Genomic DNA, 14,651 nt, shown 5'->3' on the forward strand with positions numbered 1-14,651 from the left:
GACACCTGTGTGCGCCTGTGGCGGAGGGTCCATATGGACCTCGTCCGCTATGCGGGCTGCGTGTGTCGCGTGTCCTGCTGAATTCGCCTCCCTCTTTTCCAGCGCGCGCCGCTTCGGTGCTGCCGCGCGCTTCCCGCGAACGCTCATCAGGACGGTGCCCGTGTCTGTCTCCCCTTCTGTGTCCGCCGTTTCCACGCCGACGCAGGCGGAACTCCTCGATTTCGTACGGCGGACCGCCGCCGATACCGAGCTGATCTCCTCGCTCCCGCTCGACCCCGAGGGCCGCACCTGGGTGCGCCTGGAGGGGCCCGGCGGCAGCGAGGCCTGGCTGATCGGCTGGCCGCCCGGTACGGGCACCGGCTGGCACGACCACGCCGAGTCCGTCGGTGCCTTCGTGACGGCCTCCGGTGAGCTCAAGGAGAACTCGCTCGCCGCCCGGCTCCCCGCGGACGGCTGGCAGACCCTGGAACTCGCCGACGGCATCGACCGGGAGCGGAGGCTCACGGCCGGCAAGGGGCGCTCTTTCGGGCAGCACCACGTCCACGAGGTGCTCAACGAGTCCACCGCCGAGCACGCGATCTCGGTCCACGCCTACTACCCGCCCCTGCCGCAGATCCGCCGCTACAGCCGCACCGGGCAGGTGCTGCGCCTGGAGCACGTGGAGCGCCCGGAGGACTGGCAGTGAGCGGCTCGGGCACGCGGGAGGAGCAGCGAGTGGGCGGCCTCGGTGACAGTTCGGGCGACGTCCCGGTCGGCATCGACGAGTTGCTGGAGCGGGTCCGCGCGGGCTATGAGCGGATCGAGGCCCGGGAGGCGTACGACGCCGCCCGGCGCGGGGAGGCGCTGCTGGTCGACATCCGCTACGCCGCGCTGCGCGAACGGGACGGACTGGTTCCCGGCGCCCTTATCGTCGAGCGCAACGAGCTGGAGTGGCGCCTCGACCCGCGGGGCAGCCATCGCGCCCCCGAGGCCACGGGGCACGATCTGCGCGTCGTGGTGATCTGCAACGAGGGTTACGCCTCGAGTCTCGCGGCCGAGTCGCTGCATCGGCTGGGGCTGCGCCGGGCCACGGATCTGGTGGGCGGGTTCCAGGCGTGGAAGGCCTCGGGTCTGCCCGTGGCGTCGTAGAACGTGTCTCGGTCGATCTCGGGTCCGCAGCGGAGCGGGGCGGCGGCAGCGCTGCCTTCCGTGACGAGGCGGACCGGATCGCGGCGCCCGTGTCCCCGCCCTCGACGTCTTCGCCCCGTTGCAGGGCGCGCGTTTGTCCACCGCCAACTCTCCGGTGCCCGCCGCCTAGTTGGCGGCCGCGACCGCGAAGCGTCCGTTCTTCAGCGCGACCAGGCCCTCCTCGCTCACCCTCGTGGAACGCAAGGTATGGCTGCGCCGGCTGAGCGGTGACGCCGAGGGACGGAAGCGGTGCGGGTCGGGCACCTGTACCGGCGCCCTGTCAGATGTACCGGCGCCCTGTCAGAGTTCCTTCGCGGCCCCGTGAAGTCTTCCGCGAGCCCAGCCCCGACACGCTCCCGGGGCCGCAGCTCCCCGCCGACTCGGCCCGCGGCTTCAGAACCCCTCGTCGAGGAACTCCGCGTCCTCGCCCTCCTCTTCGAGCGCCTGCCGGACCACTCTCAGTGCCATGCCCTCGGGGTACCCCTTGCGGGCGAGCATGCCCGCAAGGCGGCGCAGTCGCTTGTCGCGGTCGAGGCCACGAGTGGAGCGCAGCTTGCGGGCGACGAGGTCGCGCGCGGTCGCCTCCTCCTGCTCGGAGTCGAGCTGTGAGACGGCCGCGTCGATCAGTGTGGAGTCGACGCCCTTGGTGCGCAGCTCCTGGGCGAGGGCGCGCCGGGCCAGTCCCCGGCCGTGGTGCCGGGACTCCACCCAGGCTTCGGCGAACGCGCTGTCGTTGATCAGCCCGACCTCCTCGAACCGCGACAGCACCTCCTGCGCCGCCTCGTCCGGGATCCCCTTCTTGGTCAGGGCGTCCGCGAGCTGTTTCCGCGTGCGCGGGGTCCCGGTGAGCAGGCGCAGACAGATAGCCCGTGCCCGCTCGACCGGGTCCCCTGAAGACTCCCCCTGCTCGGCCCTCGACGAGGAGGGAGCGCCTTCGTCCGCACCGGACGGCTCCCCGCCGCGTCGCTGCCGACGCCCACGGGAACCGCCCTCGCCACGGGCCGCACGGCCCCCACGGGCGCCACCGCGCCCACGCCGGGAACCGCCGTCGTACGGCACCGAGCCGTCGCCCGGCTCGTCGTCGTACGGCGCGTCATGGCCGTACGGCCGCCCGGCGCCGTGGACCCGGTCGTCGCCGAACGCTCCCCCGGTGCCGTACGACGCGGCGCGACCGTGTCCCCCGTGCCCCGCGTCGTCCCCGTACGCATCGCCGACCGGCCCGGAGAATCCCCCGTCGCCTGCCCCGCCCCGCTCACGCGGAGCGTCCTGGTAGGCGTACTCGGCCCAGTCGGTTCGTCGTGTCACGGGGTCAGCCCTTGGCAGCCGCGGCCTTGGGCTTGGCGGCCTTGGCCGCCGGAGCGGGCACCGTCTTCGCGGCGTCGTCCGACGTGGCGGTGACCGCGGCGTCCGCGCCCGGCTCGGCGGTCGGCTCCTGGGGCCGTACGCCGACGCCCAGCTTCTCCAGGATCTTCTTCTCGATCTCGTTGGCCAGGTCGGGGTTGTCCTTCAGGAAGTTGCGCGCGTTCTCCTTGCCCTGGCCGAGCTGGTCGCCCTCGTAGGTGTACCAGGCGCCGGCCTTGCGGACGAAGCCGTGCTCCACGCCCATGTCGATCAGGCCGCCCTCGCGGCTGATGCCGTGCCCGTAGAGGATGTCGAACTCGGCCTGCTTGAAGGGCGGCGCGACCTTGTTCTTGACGACCTTGACGCGGGTGCGGTTGCCGACCGCGTCCGTGCCGTCCTTCAGGGTCTCGATGCGGCGGATGTCGAGTCGCACCGAGGCGTAGAACTTCAGCGCCCGGCCACCGGTCGTGGTCTCCGGGGAGCCGAACATCACGCCGATCTTCTCGCGGAGCTGGTTGATGAAGATCGCGGTGGTCTTGGACTGGTTGAGCGCACTGGTGATCTTCCGCAGGGCCTGGCTCATCAGACGGGCCTGCAGACCGACGTGGCTGTCACCCATCTCGCCCTCGATCTCCGCGCGCGGGACGAGGGCTGCGACGGAGTCGATGACGATGAGGTCGAGGGCTCCGGAGCGGACCAGCATGTCCACGATCTCCAGGGCCTGCTCGCCGTTGTCCGGCTGGGACAGGATCAGGTTGTCGATGTCGACGCCGAGCTTCTTCGCGTACTCGGGGTCGAGGGCGTGCTCGGCGTCGACGAAGGCGACCTGGCCGCCGGCCTTCTGCGCGTTGGCCACCGCATGCAGGGTCAGGGTCGTCTTGCCGGAGGATTCCGGGCCGTACACCTCCACCACACGGCCACGCGGCAGGCCGCCGACGCCAAGGGCGACGTCGAGTGCGGTCGACCCGGTGGGGATGACCTCGATGGGCTCGTTCGGCCGCTCGCCCAGACGCATCACCGCGCCCTTGCCGAATTGCCGTTCAATCTGTGCGAGAGCGGCATCCAGGGCCTTCTCGCGGTCGGTTCCTGCCATGGGTTCCACCCGATTTGCTTGAGTCGATCGCTTCACGTCAACGACGCTAACGCCTGCCACTGACAATGGGCCCCGACGCCCGTCCGGCCTGTGGATAACTTGGTCACTTCTCCACCGAAACCGTGCCGTAATACCCGCCGCGCGCCTCGCCGGAACTCCCATCAGAATGGATGTTCGATTTTCGTGTCAAGCGCACCACGCGGCACTGCCGGGTGGTATGTGTGGCGGCGTTGTGAAGCTAGCTCTGCAGGGCCGACCGCATGTGGTGGCAGCGGTCGATGAAGCGGCGGCGCGCCCAGAGGAGCCACCAGCAGAACCCCACCACAGCGATCGCGAGGACCAGCGGAAGGATCCACGCACCGGCGCTCACTCCGAGAGCGAGTGTGCCGATCGCGATCAGCCCCATGAAACCCAGCCAGTACGGCAGCCACCGGCCGCCCCGCTCCACCCGTCCCAGTTCCGCGTCGATCAGCCGTCGCATGGTGGCCCGCTCCTCGGGCGCCTTGGGCACCTCACTGTGCCGGAGCTTGCGGTTGAGCTCGGCGACTCCGCGCGCGTCGGTGCCGGTGACACGCGCCGGCCCTGCGACGCTGCGCAGCCAGGAACCCGATGCTGATGGCGGTGCAGAGCGCGGCCTGAACCACCCACCAGACCGGGTTCTCGTGCCGCCGGAACAGGGCGGTGAACCCCAGGAGCAGCGGGAAGATCAGGACTGCCTGCGCGGTAAGACTGCGGTCGAGCAAGCGCTTGAAGGCGCGCACGGCACGTACCTCCTCGAAGTCGACGAAATACCGCTGTCGCTTCCGAATACCCCGCCGGGACGGGCCTATTGAGGTTTGTCCGGTGCCGCGCGGCCCGGTATGCCGCCCGGGGTTCCGGGCCGGCGTGCTTCCCCCGTCGTACGACCGGTGCCTCCGGCCGTACGACGACGGGACGGGCTCGCTTCGCGAGCCTTGGGTCATGGAGACCACGAAGAGCACCTACGAGCCCGTGCAGCCCGCCAAGGAGGGCACCATGCCGACACGCACACCCGCCGTCACCGCCACCCTGGCCGCCCTGCTCCTGCTGGCCGCATCCATCGCAGGCCAGATCGCCGCCGGTGCGGACTACCCGGCCGTCCCGCCGGGCCTCGTCGTCCCACTGGTGACGGCGGGACTGCTGTTCTGGCGCACCAACCGCTGGACGACCGGGCTCGCTCTCACGGTCGGCCTGTTCATCGGCGCGGGCGCATTCCTGACCCCGAACACCGGCGACCACCTCGGGTCGGGGGACACCGCGCTCATCGTCTCGACCGGCGCCGAAATCATCGCTCTCGCCGGGCTGGTCGTCGCCGGGGCCGTCGCCACGCTGCGAAAGGCCGCGAGGGTCTGACAGACACGCCTCTCAGGAGGAATCGTCCGTCGAGTCCCGCTCCCCGGGCCGTCTCGTCCACAGCGCACGCGCGCGTGTGAAGAGGTTGGATTCCGACAGGCGGTGACCGTGGACCCGGGGGTCGTCCGTGACGTCGTACCGCTTCACATACGCCCCCAGGAACGCCTGCAGCGTGGCGACCGCCGGAATGGCGATCAGCGCACCCACCGGACCGAGGAGGGCGGTACCGGCGATGACCGAGCCGAAGGCGACGGCAGGGTGGATGTCGACGGTCTTCGAGGTCAGCTTGGGCTGCAGCACGTAGTTCTCGAACTGCTGGTAGATCACGACGAAGATCAGCACCCACAGCGCGTACCAGGGATCGACCGTGAAGGCGATCAGCATCGGCAGGGCGCCCGCGAGATACGTACCGATCGTCGGGATGAACTGCGAGACCAGCCCCACCCAGACGGCGAGCACGGGCGCGTTGGGCACCCCCAGGGCCTGGAGCAGGATGTAGTGCGCGACACCGGAGATCAGCGCCATCAGACCGCGTGAGTACAGATAGCCGCCGGTCTTGTTGACGGCGATCTCCCAGGCCCGCAGCACCTCCGCCTGCTTGGCGGGCGGCAGGACCGAGCAGAGCGCACGGCGCAGTCGCGGGCCGTCCGCGGCGAAGTAGAACGAGAACAGCGAGATCGTCAGCAGTTGGAAGAGCCCGCCGAGAACCTGGGCGGACACGTCCAGGACGCCGGTGGCGCTGTTCTGCACGTAATTGCGCAGCCAGTCGGAGCGCAGCAGCCCCTCCTGCACGTCCACCCGCTTCAGCTCGGTGTGGAAGTGGGTGTTGATCCAGTTGATGACGGAGTCGATGTAGGCGGGGAAGTCCTCGACGATCTTGATGATCTGGTTCGCCAGCATGGTGCCGAGCAGGGTCACGAAACCCGCGGACACGATCAGCACGGCGAGGAAGACGAGGAAGGCGCCCAGCCCCCGCCGCACCCCGCGCGAGGCCATCCAGCTCACCGCCGGCTCGATGGCCAGGGCCAGGAAGAACGCGATGAGGATGTTGATCAGCAGCCCGGTGAGCTGGTGGAAGGCCCACGTGCCCAACTGGAAGGCGGCATAGAGGGCGAGCGTCAGCACCACGGCACGCGGAATCCAGCGTGGCATGCGCGAGTTCGCCCCGGTGGGTCCGTCGGCCGGGGGCCGGATGGGCGGCGTCGTGCCGAACGGCGACGCGTGCTGGGGGACCTCGTCGGTCTCGTCGGTGGGTGCCACGGAGCAAGTTTCGCCCACGCGGCCGACAATGCGCCGCCCCCGGCCGATCTTCGTGACCGGTCAGCGCTGTTCTTGGGGCACGTTCATGACGCCGCACACCACACGCCACACGTCCTTGGCCTCCCAGCCACAGTCCAGTGCCTCGTACACCGTGCGCCCACCGAGCTCCGCCATGACGTGGTCACGCGCGAAGGTCTCGGCGGAGCCCGGACCGAAGTGCTCCGCCATCCGCTGCCAGAAGACCGTCAACCGCATGACACCAGTATCCCGCCCCTGAGAGTGGGCCTCGTCCGGGACCGCTTGCCGAGAACGCTTTCCGTCCTACGGTCTGACGCATGGCCGAAACAGGAGCTTCCCCACTCCCCCCGACGCCCCCGGCGCGCTCCCCGCTCTTCCGCGCCGAGCACTTTGTCTGGCTCACCGCGCGCGTGCTGGAACAGCGCCTCTTCGCACACCACTTCCTCAACGGGAACGCCGACCCGGTGGAGACCGCGCTGGACGCCTACCGCAACGAGGACGGCGGATACGGCCACGCGCTGGAGCCCGACCTGCGCGGCCCGGTCAGCCAGCCGCTGCACGCCGGTCACGCGCTGCGCGTCCTGGACGCCATCGGCCGCTGCGGCGGACAGCGCGTGGAACGGGTGTGCCGCTATCTGACCTCGGTCTCCACCCCGGACGGCGCCCTGCCGGCGATCCGTCCCAGCCAGCGCGGCTATCCCGCGGCCCCGTTCATCCCGATCGTTGACGACCCGCCCAGCGAGCTCCTCGCCACCGGCCCGGTGGTGGGCCTGCTGCACCGCAACGAGGTGTGGCACGCGTGGCTGTTCCGGGCCACGGACTTCTGCTGGCACGCGGTCGAGTCCCTTCGGGAGTCGCACCCGTACGAGGTGCAGGCCGCCGTGGTCTTCCTGGACTCCGCTTCCGACCGTCCGCGCGCGGAGGCGGCCGCCGACCGGCTCGGCCGCCTGGTGCGCGAGCACCGTCTCGCGGCCCTGGACCCGGAGCGCCTCGATTCCTCCCCGGTGTCGCCCGGCTACGCCCCGGGTGAGCACCACTTCCCGCACGACTACGCGAAGACCCCGCACTCGCTCGCGCGCGCGTGGTTCACGGACGAGGAGATGGAGCGCTCCCTCGGCTTCCTGGCGGACGAACAGCAGGAGGACGGCGGCTGGCCGGTCCGCCGGCGCCAATGGGCCCCGAGCGCGGCCCTGGAGGCACGCCCCATAGTGACGATCGAGGCACTGCGCACCCTGCGGGCGTACGGCCATTCGATCGGCTGATCTCGGCGCGACGGCCCGCTCGACCGGCTGTCCTCACCCGATGGCCCGCCCGCCCGCCGTCACCACCACGGCCGCCGCGACGACGAGCAGGAAGGGGGCGCGCAGCACCAGCGCGAGCGCGGCCGCCGCAAGCCCCGCAACCCTGGCGTCCAGCACGAGGTCGCGGCCGTCGGCGAAGGTCTGCTGAGCCGTGAGCGCGGCAAGCAGGGCGACCGGCAGCAGAGCGGCGAGCCGCCTGACGAGAGGCCGCTCCAGGGCGCCCGCGGGGACGAGCAGCCCGAGGAGCTTGACGGCGTAGCAACCGAGCGCGGTGACACCGATCGCGATCCAGACGTTCACCGGTTCCCCCTACGACGTCCCTGGACCCACAGCACGAGCGGCGCCGCGAGGGCGGCCGCCAGGACAGGCACCCCGGCAGGCAGCACAGGCAGCAGACCGAGGCCCAGCAGGACGGCGAGCCCGGCGACGGCACGCTCGGTGGCGGTCTTGAGCATCGGCGCGAGCAACGCCAGGAACACAGCGGGCCCGGCCGCATCGAGGCCCCACGCGTCCGTGTCGCCGATCGCCTCGGCACCCAGCGCACCGAGCAGAGTCGTGAGGTTCCACAGCACGTACAGGCTGAGCCCCGTGACGGCGAACCCGATGCGCACACTCCGCCGGGTGGGCTGGGCCAGCGCGACGGCCGCCGTCTCGTCGATGACCCACTGAGCGGCAAAGGGCCGTACCGCGCGCGGAAGGGCGAGCAACTGCGAAAGGCGCAGTCCGTAGAACGCGTTGCGCACACCCAGGAAGAACGCCCCGGCGGCCGCGGTGAGCGGATTGCCACCGGCGGCGAGCGCGCCCACGAGCGCGAACTGGGACGCCCCGGTGAACACCAGGAGACTGAGCGCACAGGTCTGCAGCAGCGTGAGCCCGCTGCCCGCCGAGGTCACCCCGAAGGCGAACCCCGAGAGTCCTACGGCGACCCCGACCCCGAGGGCGTCCCGGACGACGGCGGCGTCCGGCCTTCCTCCGTCGTCGGCGCGTGAATCCGGGAGAGCTGTCTGTTCTGCCACGCATCGGACGGTAGGACCAGCCCCCGCCCGCCGTCTTGTACGTTCTTGCGCTCGCGCTGATACGCCCCGGGAGGCACGCCGACGATCCGGGTGAAGTGCCGGTTCAGATGCGGCTGATCGGTGAACCCCACGGCGAGGGCGGCCTCGGCCGGAGAGGTCCCCGCGTCCAGCAGCCGCCGGGCCCGCCGTACCCGCGCATCGGTCAACCAGGCATGCGGCGGCATCCCGTACGCGTCCCGGAAGGCCCGCAGCAACGCGAACGGACCGGCACCGAGCTCGGCGGCCAGCCGCTCCAGGGTCGGCGGCGCGACCATCCGCTCCTCCAGCACACCACGCGCCCGTGCGGCCACCCGCGCCCCCGCCGTCCGCACCTCCCGCTCCGGCAACGCCCCACCGTTGAGCCGCAGCAACCGGGTCACGGCAACCCGCAGCAACGTGTCGGCGGCCAGCGCGTTCCCCTCGTCCGCGGCCCGCAGCACCCGATGCACGAGCCCAGCGGCATAAGGATCATCGAGAACCGGGCTGACGAACCCCGGAGTACCGCGGACAGCCGTGGTCTCACTGGCGATCTCCGCCACCACCTCGGGCGACGGGTACACCGCCCCGTACCGCCACCCCTCGGGCACCCCAGCCCGCCCGGTATGCGCGGTGTCGGGATTGACCAGCGCGAGCGACCCGGCCCCCGCATACCGATCGGCACCCCGATAGTGAAAAACCTCCACACCATCGGCGATGGCGGCGATCACGAAGTTCTCGTGGGTGTGCCGCACAAAGTTCTTCCGCACATACCGAGCCCGCAGCAGATCCACACCAGGCAGCTCGGAGTACCGCCAGTGCCGCGCCCGCTCACGAGAACCCGCCATGGCCCCATTGTCCGCCTGGCCGCGCACCCCCGCGGCGTCACGCCTGCGCAACGGCGAGAAGGGGACGTACCCGGGGCGTCCGCCCGCAGCGTCGGGCGCCCAACCAACAGCACATCCCCAGCCCACCGCACCGCCCGACCGAGGACGGACACCCCCCGGTGCGGCACCGACCCCCAACCGGACCGAATGCGCGACGCGAACCCCCACCGAAGCCGCCACGGGCCGCCGCAGGCATACGAGACGCGCCCGCGCCACGGAAAACCACAGGTCAGACCCGTCTGTCAGTACCCGGGTGCAGGATGGACACATGGTCAGCAACCCACGCCGAGCCCTGGACGGCTTCTCTCCCGCCACTCGCGGCTGGTTCACGGGAGCCTTCGACGCTCCCACCGCCGCCCAGGCCGGCGCGTGGAACGCCATCAAAGAGGGCTCGGACGTCCTGGTGGTCGCCCCCACCGGCTCCGGCAAGACCCTGGCCGCCTTCCTCGCCGCCCTTGACCAGCTGACCTCCACACCCCCACCCGCGGACCCGCGCAAGCGCTGCCGAGTCCTCTACGTCTCCCCCCTCAAGGCCCTCGCGGTCGACGTGGAGCGCAACCTCCGCAGCCCCCTGACCGGCATCCGCCAGGAATCCGTCCGCCTGGGCCTCCCCGAGCCCGAGGTCAAGGTGGGCATCCGCTCCGGCGACACCCCCGCCGCCGAGCGCCGCGCCCTGTCCACCCGCCCCCCGGACATCCTGATCACCACCCCGGAGTCCCTGTTCCTGATGCTGACGTCGGCCACCCGCGACGCGCTGACCGGCATCGAAACGGTGATCCTCGACGAGGTACACGCCGTCGCGGGCACCAAACGCGGCGCCCACCTCGCCCTCTCCCTCGAACGCCTCGACGAGCTCCTGCCCAAGCCGGCCCGCCGCATCGGCCTCTCCGCGACCGTCCGCCCGGTCGACGAGGTCGCCCGCTACCTCTCCCCTCGCCGCAAGGTGGAGATCGTCCAGCCGAAATCCGGCAAGGAATTCGACCTGTCCGTCGTGGTCCCCGTCGAGGACCTGGGCGAACTGGGCGGCTCCCCGGTGGCCGACGGCACCGAGGGCGCGGAACGCCCCTCGATCTGGCCGCATGTGGAGGAGCGCATCGCCGACCTCGTCCAGTCCCACCGCTCCACGATCGTGTTCGCCAACTCCCGCCGCCTCGCGGAACGCCTCTGCAACCGCCTCAACGAGATCGCCTACGAACGGGCCACAGGCGAAACCCTCGACGAACACCACGCCCCCGCGGAACTGATGGGCGGCTCGGGCGCGGCCCAGGGCGCACCCCCGGTCATCGCCCGCGCCCACCACGGCTCGGTCTCCAAGGAACAACGCGCCCTCGTCGAAGAAGACCTCAAAGCGGGCCGCCTCCCCGCGGTGGTCGCCACCTCCAGTCTCGAACTCGGCATCGACATGGGCGCGGTGGACCTGGTCGTCCAGGTCGAGTCGCCCCCTTCCGTGGCCTCCGGCCTCCAGCGCGTGGGCCGCGCGGGCCACCAGGTGGGCGCGGTCTCCACCGGCGTGGTCTTCCCGAAGTACCGAGGCGACCTGGTCCAGGCGGCGGTCGTCACCGAACGCATGCGCACCGGCTCCATCGAGTCCCTGAAGGTCCCCGCCAACCCCCTGGACGTACTGGCCCAGCAGGTGGTCGCGATGACGTCGATGGACACCTGGCAGCTGGACGACCTCCTCGCCATGGTCCGCCGAGCAGCTCCCTTCGCCTCGCTGCCCGATTCCGCCTTCACCGCGGTCCTCGACATGCTCGCGGGCCGCTACCCGTCGGACGCCTTCGCGGAACTGCGCCCCCGCGTGGTCTGGGACCGGGTCGCCGGCACGATCACCGGCCGCCCTGGTGCCCAGCGCCTCGCCGTCACCTCCGGCGGCACGATCCCCGACCGCGGCCTCTTCGGAGTGTTCCTCGCCGGAGCCGACCCGAAGAAGGGCGGCGGAAGGGTGGGCGAGCTCGACGAGGAGATGGTCTACGAGTCGCGCGTCGGCGACGTCTTCACGCTCGGCACCAGCTCCTGGCGCATCGAGGACATCACGCGCGACCGCGTCCTGGTCTCCCCCGCCCCCGGTGTCCCGGGCAGGCTCCCCTTCTGGAAGGGCGACCAGCTGGGCCGCCCGCTCGAACTCGGCCGCGCGGTGGGCGCGTTCCTCCGCGAGGTCGGCTCTCTCCCCAAGGACAAGGCCCGCCCACGCCTCCTCGCGGCGGGCCTGGACACCTGGGCGGCCGACAATGTCCTCGCCTATCTCGACGAACAACGCGAGGCCTGCGGCCACATCCCCGACGACCGCACGATCGTCGTGGAGCGCTTCCGCGACGAGCTCGGCGACTGGCGCGTGGTCGTCCACTCCCCGTTCGGCGCCCAGGTGCACGCCCCGTGGGCCCTCGCCCTGGGCGCCAAGCTCTCCGAGCGGTACGGCATGGACGCCCAGGTCATGCACGCGGACGACGGCATCGTCCTGCGGCTGCCCGACGCCGACCTGATGGGCCTGGACCTGCTCGACCAGGAACCGGCCAGGCTCGGCACGGAGTACGACGCGGACCAGGCCCCCGTGGGAGCCGCGGACGTCGTCTTCGACAAGGGCGAGGTCGACCAGGTCGTCACCGACCAGGTGGGCGGGTCGGCTCTGTTCGCGTCCCGCTTCCGCGAGTGCGCCGCCCGCGCGCTCCTGCTGCCGCGCCGCAACCCGGGCAAGCGCACCCCGTTGTGGCAGCAGCGCCAGCGCGCCGCCCAACTGCTCCAGGTCGCCAGCGAGTTCGGCTCGTTCCCGATCGTCCTGGAGGCGGTCCGCGAGTGCCTCCAGGACGTCTTCGACGTCCCCGGCCTCGTCGAGCTGATGGGCGACCTGGAGTCCCGCAAGGTCCGCCTGGTCGAGGTCACCACTCCCGAGCCGTCCCCCTTCGCCCGCTCCCTCCTGTTCGGATACGTCGCCCAGTTCCTGTACGAGGGTGACTCGCCGCTCGCCGAGCGCCGCGCGGCGGCCCTGTCCCTCGACTCCCGTCTGCTGGCCGAACTGCTCGGCCAGGCGGAGCTGCGCGAGCTGCTCGACGCCGAGGTGCTGGCCGAACTGGAACAAGAACTCCAGTGGCTCACCGAGGACCGCCGGGCCAAGGACGCCGAGAGCGTCGCGGACCTCCTCCGCCTCCTCGGTCCCCTCACGCACGCGGAGCTGGCCGAGCGGGGCGCGGAGCCGCAGTGGGCGCAGGAGCTCGCCCGAGCCCGGCGCGCGATCAAGGTCCGTATCGCCGGCACCGACCACTGGGCGGCGATCGAGGACGCCGGCCGCCTGCGCGACGCACTGGGCACAGCACTGCCGGTCGGCGTACCGGAAGCCTTCACGGAACCGGTCAAGGATCCGCTGGGCGACCTCCTGGCCCGCCATGCCCGCACCCACGGCCCGTTCACCTCGGCGACCGCGGCGGCCCGGTTCGGCCTCGGCGTGGCGGTCACGGAAGGCGCGTTGCAGCGCCTTTCCGCGAACGGACGTGTCGTGCAAGGCGAGTTCCACCCGGCGGGCATCGGCCAGGAGTGGTGCGACGCCGCCGTGCTGCGCCGACTGCGCCGCCGCTCCCTGGCCGCCCTGCGCCACGAGTTGGAGCCGGTGTCCCCGCCCGCCCTCGCCCAGTTCCTCCCCCAGTGGCAGCACATCGGCAAGGGCCACGGGCTGCGGGGTGCCGACGGACTGGTGCGCGCGGTCGAGCAGTTGCAGGGCGCCTCGGTGCCCGCCTCCGCCCTGGAGAAGCTGGTCCTGCCGTCCCGCGTCGCGCACTACACCCCGGCGATGCTCGACGAACTCACCTCCGCGGGCGAGCTGGTGTGGGCCGGAGCGGGCTCCCTCCCCGGCAAGGACGGCTGGGTCTCCCTCTATCTCGCCGACGCGGCGCCCCTGCTCCTGCCACCACCGCACCCCTTGGAGCTGACGGCACTCCACGAGTCGGTCCTGACCGCCCTCTCCGGCGGCTACGGCCTGTTCTTCCGCCAGATCGCCGACCAGGTCCGCGCGACCACCCACCCCGACGCCACCGATCCCCAACTCGCCGACACCGTCTGGGACCTGGCCTGGTCCGGCCGCCTGACCAACGACACGCTCACCCCGATGCGCTCCCTGCTGGGTTCGGGCCGCACGGCCGGCTCCACGGCCCACCGCGCCAAACGCACGGTCCCGCGCGGCCGCTACGGCTCCCTCACCGCCGCCGCCCGCCCCGCCTCCCGCACCGGCCCGCCCACGGTCGCCGGCCGCTGGTCGCTGCTGCCCGACCGGGAGCCCGACCCCACCCTGCGCGCCCACGCCCTGGCCCGCACTCTCCTCGACCGGCACGGTGTGGTGACCCGGGGCGCGGTCTCCGCGGAAGGCGTCGAGGGCGGCTTCTCGGCGACGTACCGCATCCTGTCCGCCTTCGAGGAGACCGGCCAGGCCCGCCGCGGCTACGTCGTGGAAGGCCTCGGCGCCGCCCAGTTCGCCATGGACGGTGCGGTCGACCGTCTCCGCGCGGTGGCCAACGCCCGCGACCGGGGAGACGGCCTGCCGGGCGCGAACACCGGCTTCGGCACCCCCGGCGCACAGGACGGCTTCGAGGCCCCCGCCGGCACCGCCCCCGCCGACGACTTCGCCTTCGACTGGCTGGACGAGGCCCCACGCTCCCCCGGCGACTACGTCTCCCCCCGCGACCTGGCCCCACCAGGCACCGGCGGCCCCCGCAGCGGGCCGTACGGCCCAAGCCACCCCGTCACCCCCCACCGGTTCCCGGCCCGCACCCCCGACTCCCGCGCCGTCGTCCTCGCCGCCGCCGACCCGGCGAACGCGTACGGCGCCGCCCTCCCCTGGCCGGAGCCCCCGACCGGCGCGGGCCACAAGGCAGGCCGTAAGGCGGGGTCCCTGGTGGTCCTGGTGGACGGTGAACTGACCCTCTACATGGAGCGCGGCGGCAAGACCCTGCTTGCCTGGCCGGAGGACCCGGACGGCAAGGCCACCGACGACCCACGCCTCCAGTCGGCCGCCGAAGCCCTCGCCACGGCCGCCCGCGCAGGCTCCCTCGGCACGGTCACCGTGGAACGCATCAACGGCGCCTCAGCCCTGACCTCCCCCATCGGCACCCTCCTGGAAGGAGCAGGCTTCATCGCCACCCCCCGAGGCCTACGCCTAAGGGCCTGACACGCCCGGCCTCTCTTGGCCAACGGCAGGCCG

The 14,651-nt window shown here is 71.9% G+C and carries 15 protein-coding genes; 7 read left to right on the forward strand and 8 right to left on the reverse strand.

The features are described 5' to 3' along the window. Nucleotides 1–9 precede the first annotated feature (9 nt). The 3 genes from QF037_RS50975 (at nucleotide 10) to QF037_RS13900 (ending at nucleotide 1,128) form a co-directional block, all read left to right on the forward strand. Complete coding sequence (locus tag QF037_RS50975; RefSeq protein ID WP_323185208.1) at nucleotides 10–81, forward strand: putative leader peptide; 72 nt, start codon at nucleotides 10–12, stop codon at nucleotides 79–81. Between the two features lie 79 nt (nucleotides 82–160). After that, complete coding sequence (locus QF037_RS13895; protein WP_307025099.1) at nucleotides 161–685, forward strand: cysteine dioxygenase; 525 nt, start codon at nucleotides 161–163, stop codon at nucleotides 683–685. Nucleotides 686–714: 29 nt separating this feature from the next. Further along, nucleotides 715–1,128, forward strand: a complete 414-nt coding sequence (locus QF037_RS13900; protein ID WP_307037157.1) for a rhodanese-like domain-containing protein — start codon at nucleotides 715–717, stop codon at nucleotides 1,126–1,128. A 432-nt stretch (nucleotides 1,129–1,560) separates the two neighbouring features. Here the strand turns inward: QF037_RS13900 and recX are convergent, their stop codons facing one another. From recX to QF037_RS13915, 3 genes are all read right to left on the reverse strand, one after another. Beyond that, nucleotides 1,561–2,472, reverse strand: coding sequence for a recombination regulator RecX (gene recX / locus QF037_RS13905; protein ID WP_307025101.1), 912 nt, complete (start codon nucleotides 2,470–2,472; stop codon nucleotides 1,561–1,563). A gap of 4 nt (nucleotides 2,473–2,476) precedes the next feature. Beyond that, nucleotides 2,477–3,601, reverse strand: coding sequence for a recombinase RecA (gene recA / locus QF037_RS13910; protein WP_307025103.1), 1,125 nt, complete (start codon nucleotides 3,599–3,601; stop codon nucleotides 2,477–2,479). Between the two features lie 238 nt (nucleotides 3,602–3,839). Continuing rightward, on the reverse strand, nucleotides 3,840–4,082 hold the full coding sequence (locus QF037_RS13915) for a hypothetical protein (protein WP_307025106.1): 243 nt from the start codon (nucleotides 4,080–4,082) through the stop codon (nucleotides 3,840–3,842). A gap of 52 nt (nucleotides 4,083–4,134) precedes the next feature. Between QF037_RS13915 and QF037_RS13920 the strand changes: the two genes are divergently transcribed. Next, nucleotides 4,135–4,434: a hypothetical protein gene (locus tag QF037_RS13920; protein WP_307025108.1), complete on the forward strand. Its 300-nt coding sequence runs from the start codon at nucleotides 4,135–4,137 to the stop codon at nucleotides 4,432–4,434. A 127-nt stretch (nucleotides 4,435–4,561) separates the two neighbouring features. After that, nucleotides 4,562–4,972: a hypothetical protein gene (locus QF037_RS13925; RefSeq protein WP_307025110.1), complete on the forward strand. Its 411-nt coding sequence runs from the start codon at nucleotides 4,562–4,564 to the stop codon at nucleotides 4,970–4,972. Nucleotides 4,973–4,984: 12 nt separating this feature from the next. On the opposite strand, the gene QF037_RS13930 is transcribed toward QF037_RS13925, so the two are convergent. Then, nucleotides 4,985–6,232 carry an AI-2E family transporter gene (locus QF037_RS13930; protein ID WP_307025112.1) on the reverse strand — a complete coding sequence of 416 codons (1,248 nt, stop codon included), beginning with the start codon at nucleotides 6,230–6,232 and terminating at the stop codon, nucleotides 4,985–4,987. A gap of 60 nt (nucleotides 6,233–6,292) precedes the next feature. After that, nucleotides 6,293–6,487 (reverse strand): DUF3046 domain-containing protein, encoded by a 195-nt coding sequence (locus QF037_RS13935; RefSeq protein ID WP_307025115.1) that lies wholly within the window; start codon nucleotides 6,485–6,487, stop codon nucleotides 6,293–6,295. Nucleotides 6,488–6,567: 80 nt separating this feature from the next. Between QF037_RS13935 and QF037_RS13940 the strand changes: the two genes are divergently transcribed. Continuing rightward, complete coding sequence (locus QF037_RS13940; RefSeq protein WP_307025117.1) at nucleotides 6,568–7,512, forward strand: hypothetical protein; 945 nt, start codon at nucleotides 6,568–6,570, stop codon at nucleotides 7,510–7,512. Between the two features lie 33 nt (nucleotides 7,513–7,545). Here the strand turns inward: QF037_RS13940 and QF037_RS13945 are convergent, their stop codons facing one another. Genes QF037_RS13945 through QF037_RS13955 form a run of 3 tightly spaced genes read right to left on the reverse strand, consistent with a single transcriptional unit; the run spans nucleotide 7,546 to nucleotide 9,430 of the window. Further along, complete coding sequence (locus QF037_RS13945; protein ID WP_307025118.1) at nucleotides 7,546–7,851, reverse strand: AzlD domain-containing protein; 306 nt, start codon at nucleotides 7,849–7,851, stop codon at nucleotides 7,546–7,548. After that, a complete protein-coding gene (locus QF037_RS13950) occupies nucleotides 7,848–8,567 on the reverse strand; it encodes an AzlC family ABC transporter permease (RefSeq protein ID WP_307025119.1) in 720 nt (239 codons plus the stop codon). Before QF037_RS13950 ends, QF037_RS13945 begins: the two co-directional genes overlap by 4 nt. After that, nucleotides 8,468–9,430 (reverse strand): AraC family transcriptional regulator, encoded by a 963-nt coding sequence (locus QF037_RS13955; RefSeq protein ID WP_307025121.1) that lies wholly within the window; start codon nucleotides 9,428–9,430, stop codon nucleotides 8,468–8,470. Before QF037_RS13955 ends, QF037_RS13950 begins: the two co-directional genes overlap by 100 nt. 307 nt (nucleotides 9,431–9,737) lie before the next feature. Between QF037_RS13955 and QF037_RS13960 the strand changes: the two genes are divergently transcribed. Next, entirely contained in the window at nucleotides 9,738–14,618 is a 4,881-nt protein-coding gene (locus tag QF037_RS13960) for an ATP-dependent helicase (RefSeq protein WP_307025123.1), read from the forward strand. Nucleotides 14,619–14,651 lie beyond the last annotated feature (33 nt).

The organism is Streptomyces canus (assembly GCF_030815415.1).
In the GTDB taxonomy this organism is placed as follows: Bacteria; Actinomycetota; Actinomycetes; order Streptomycetales; family Streptomycetaceae; genus Streptomyces; species Streptomyces canus_F.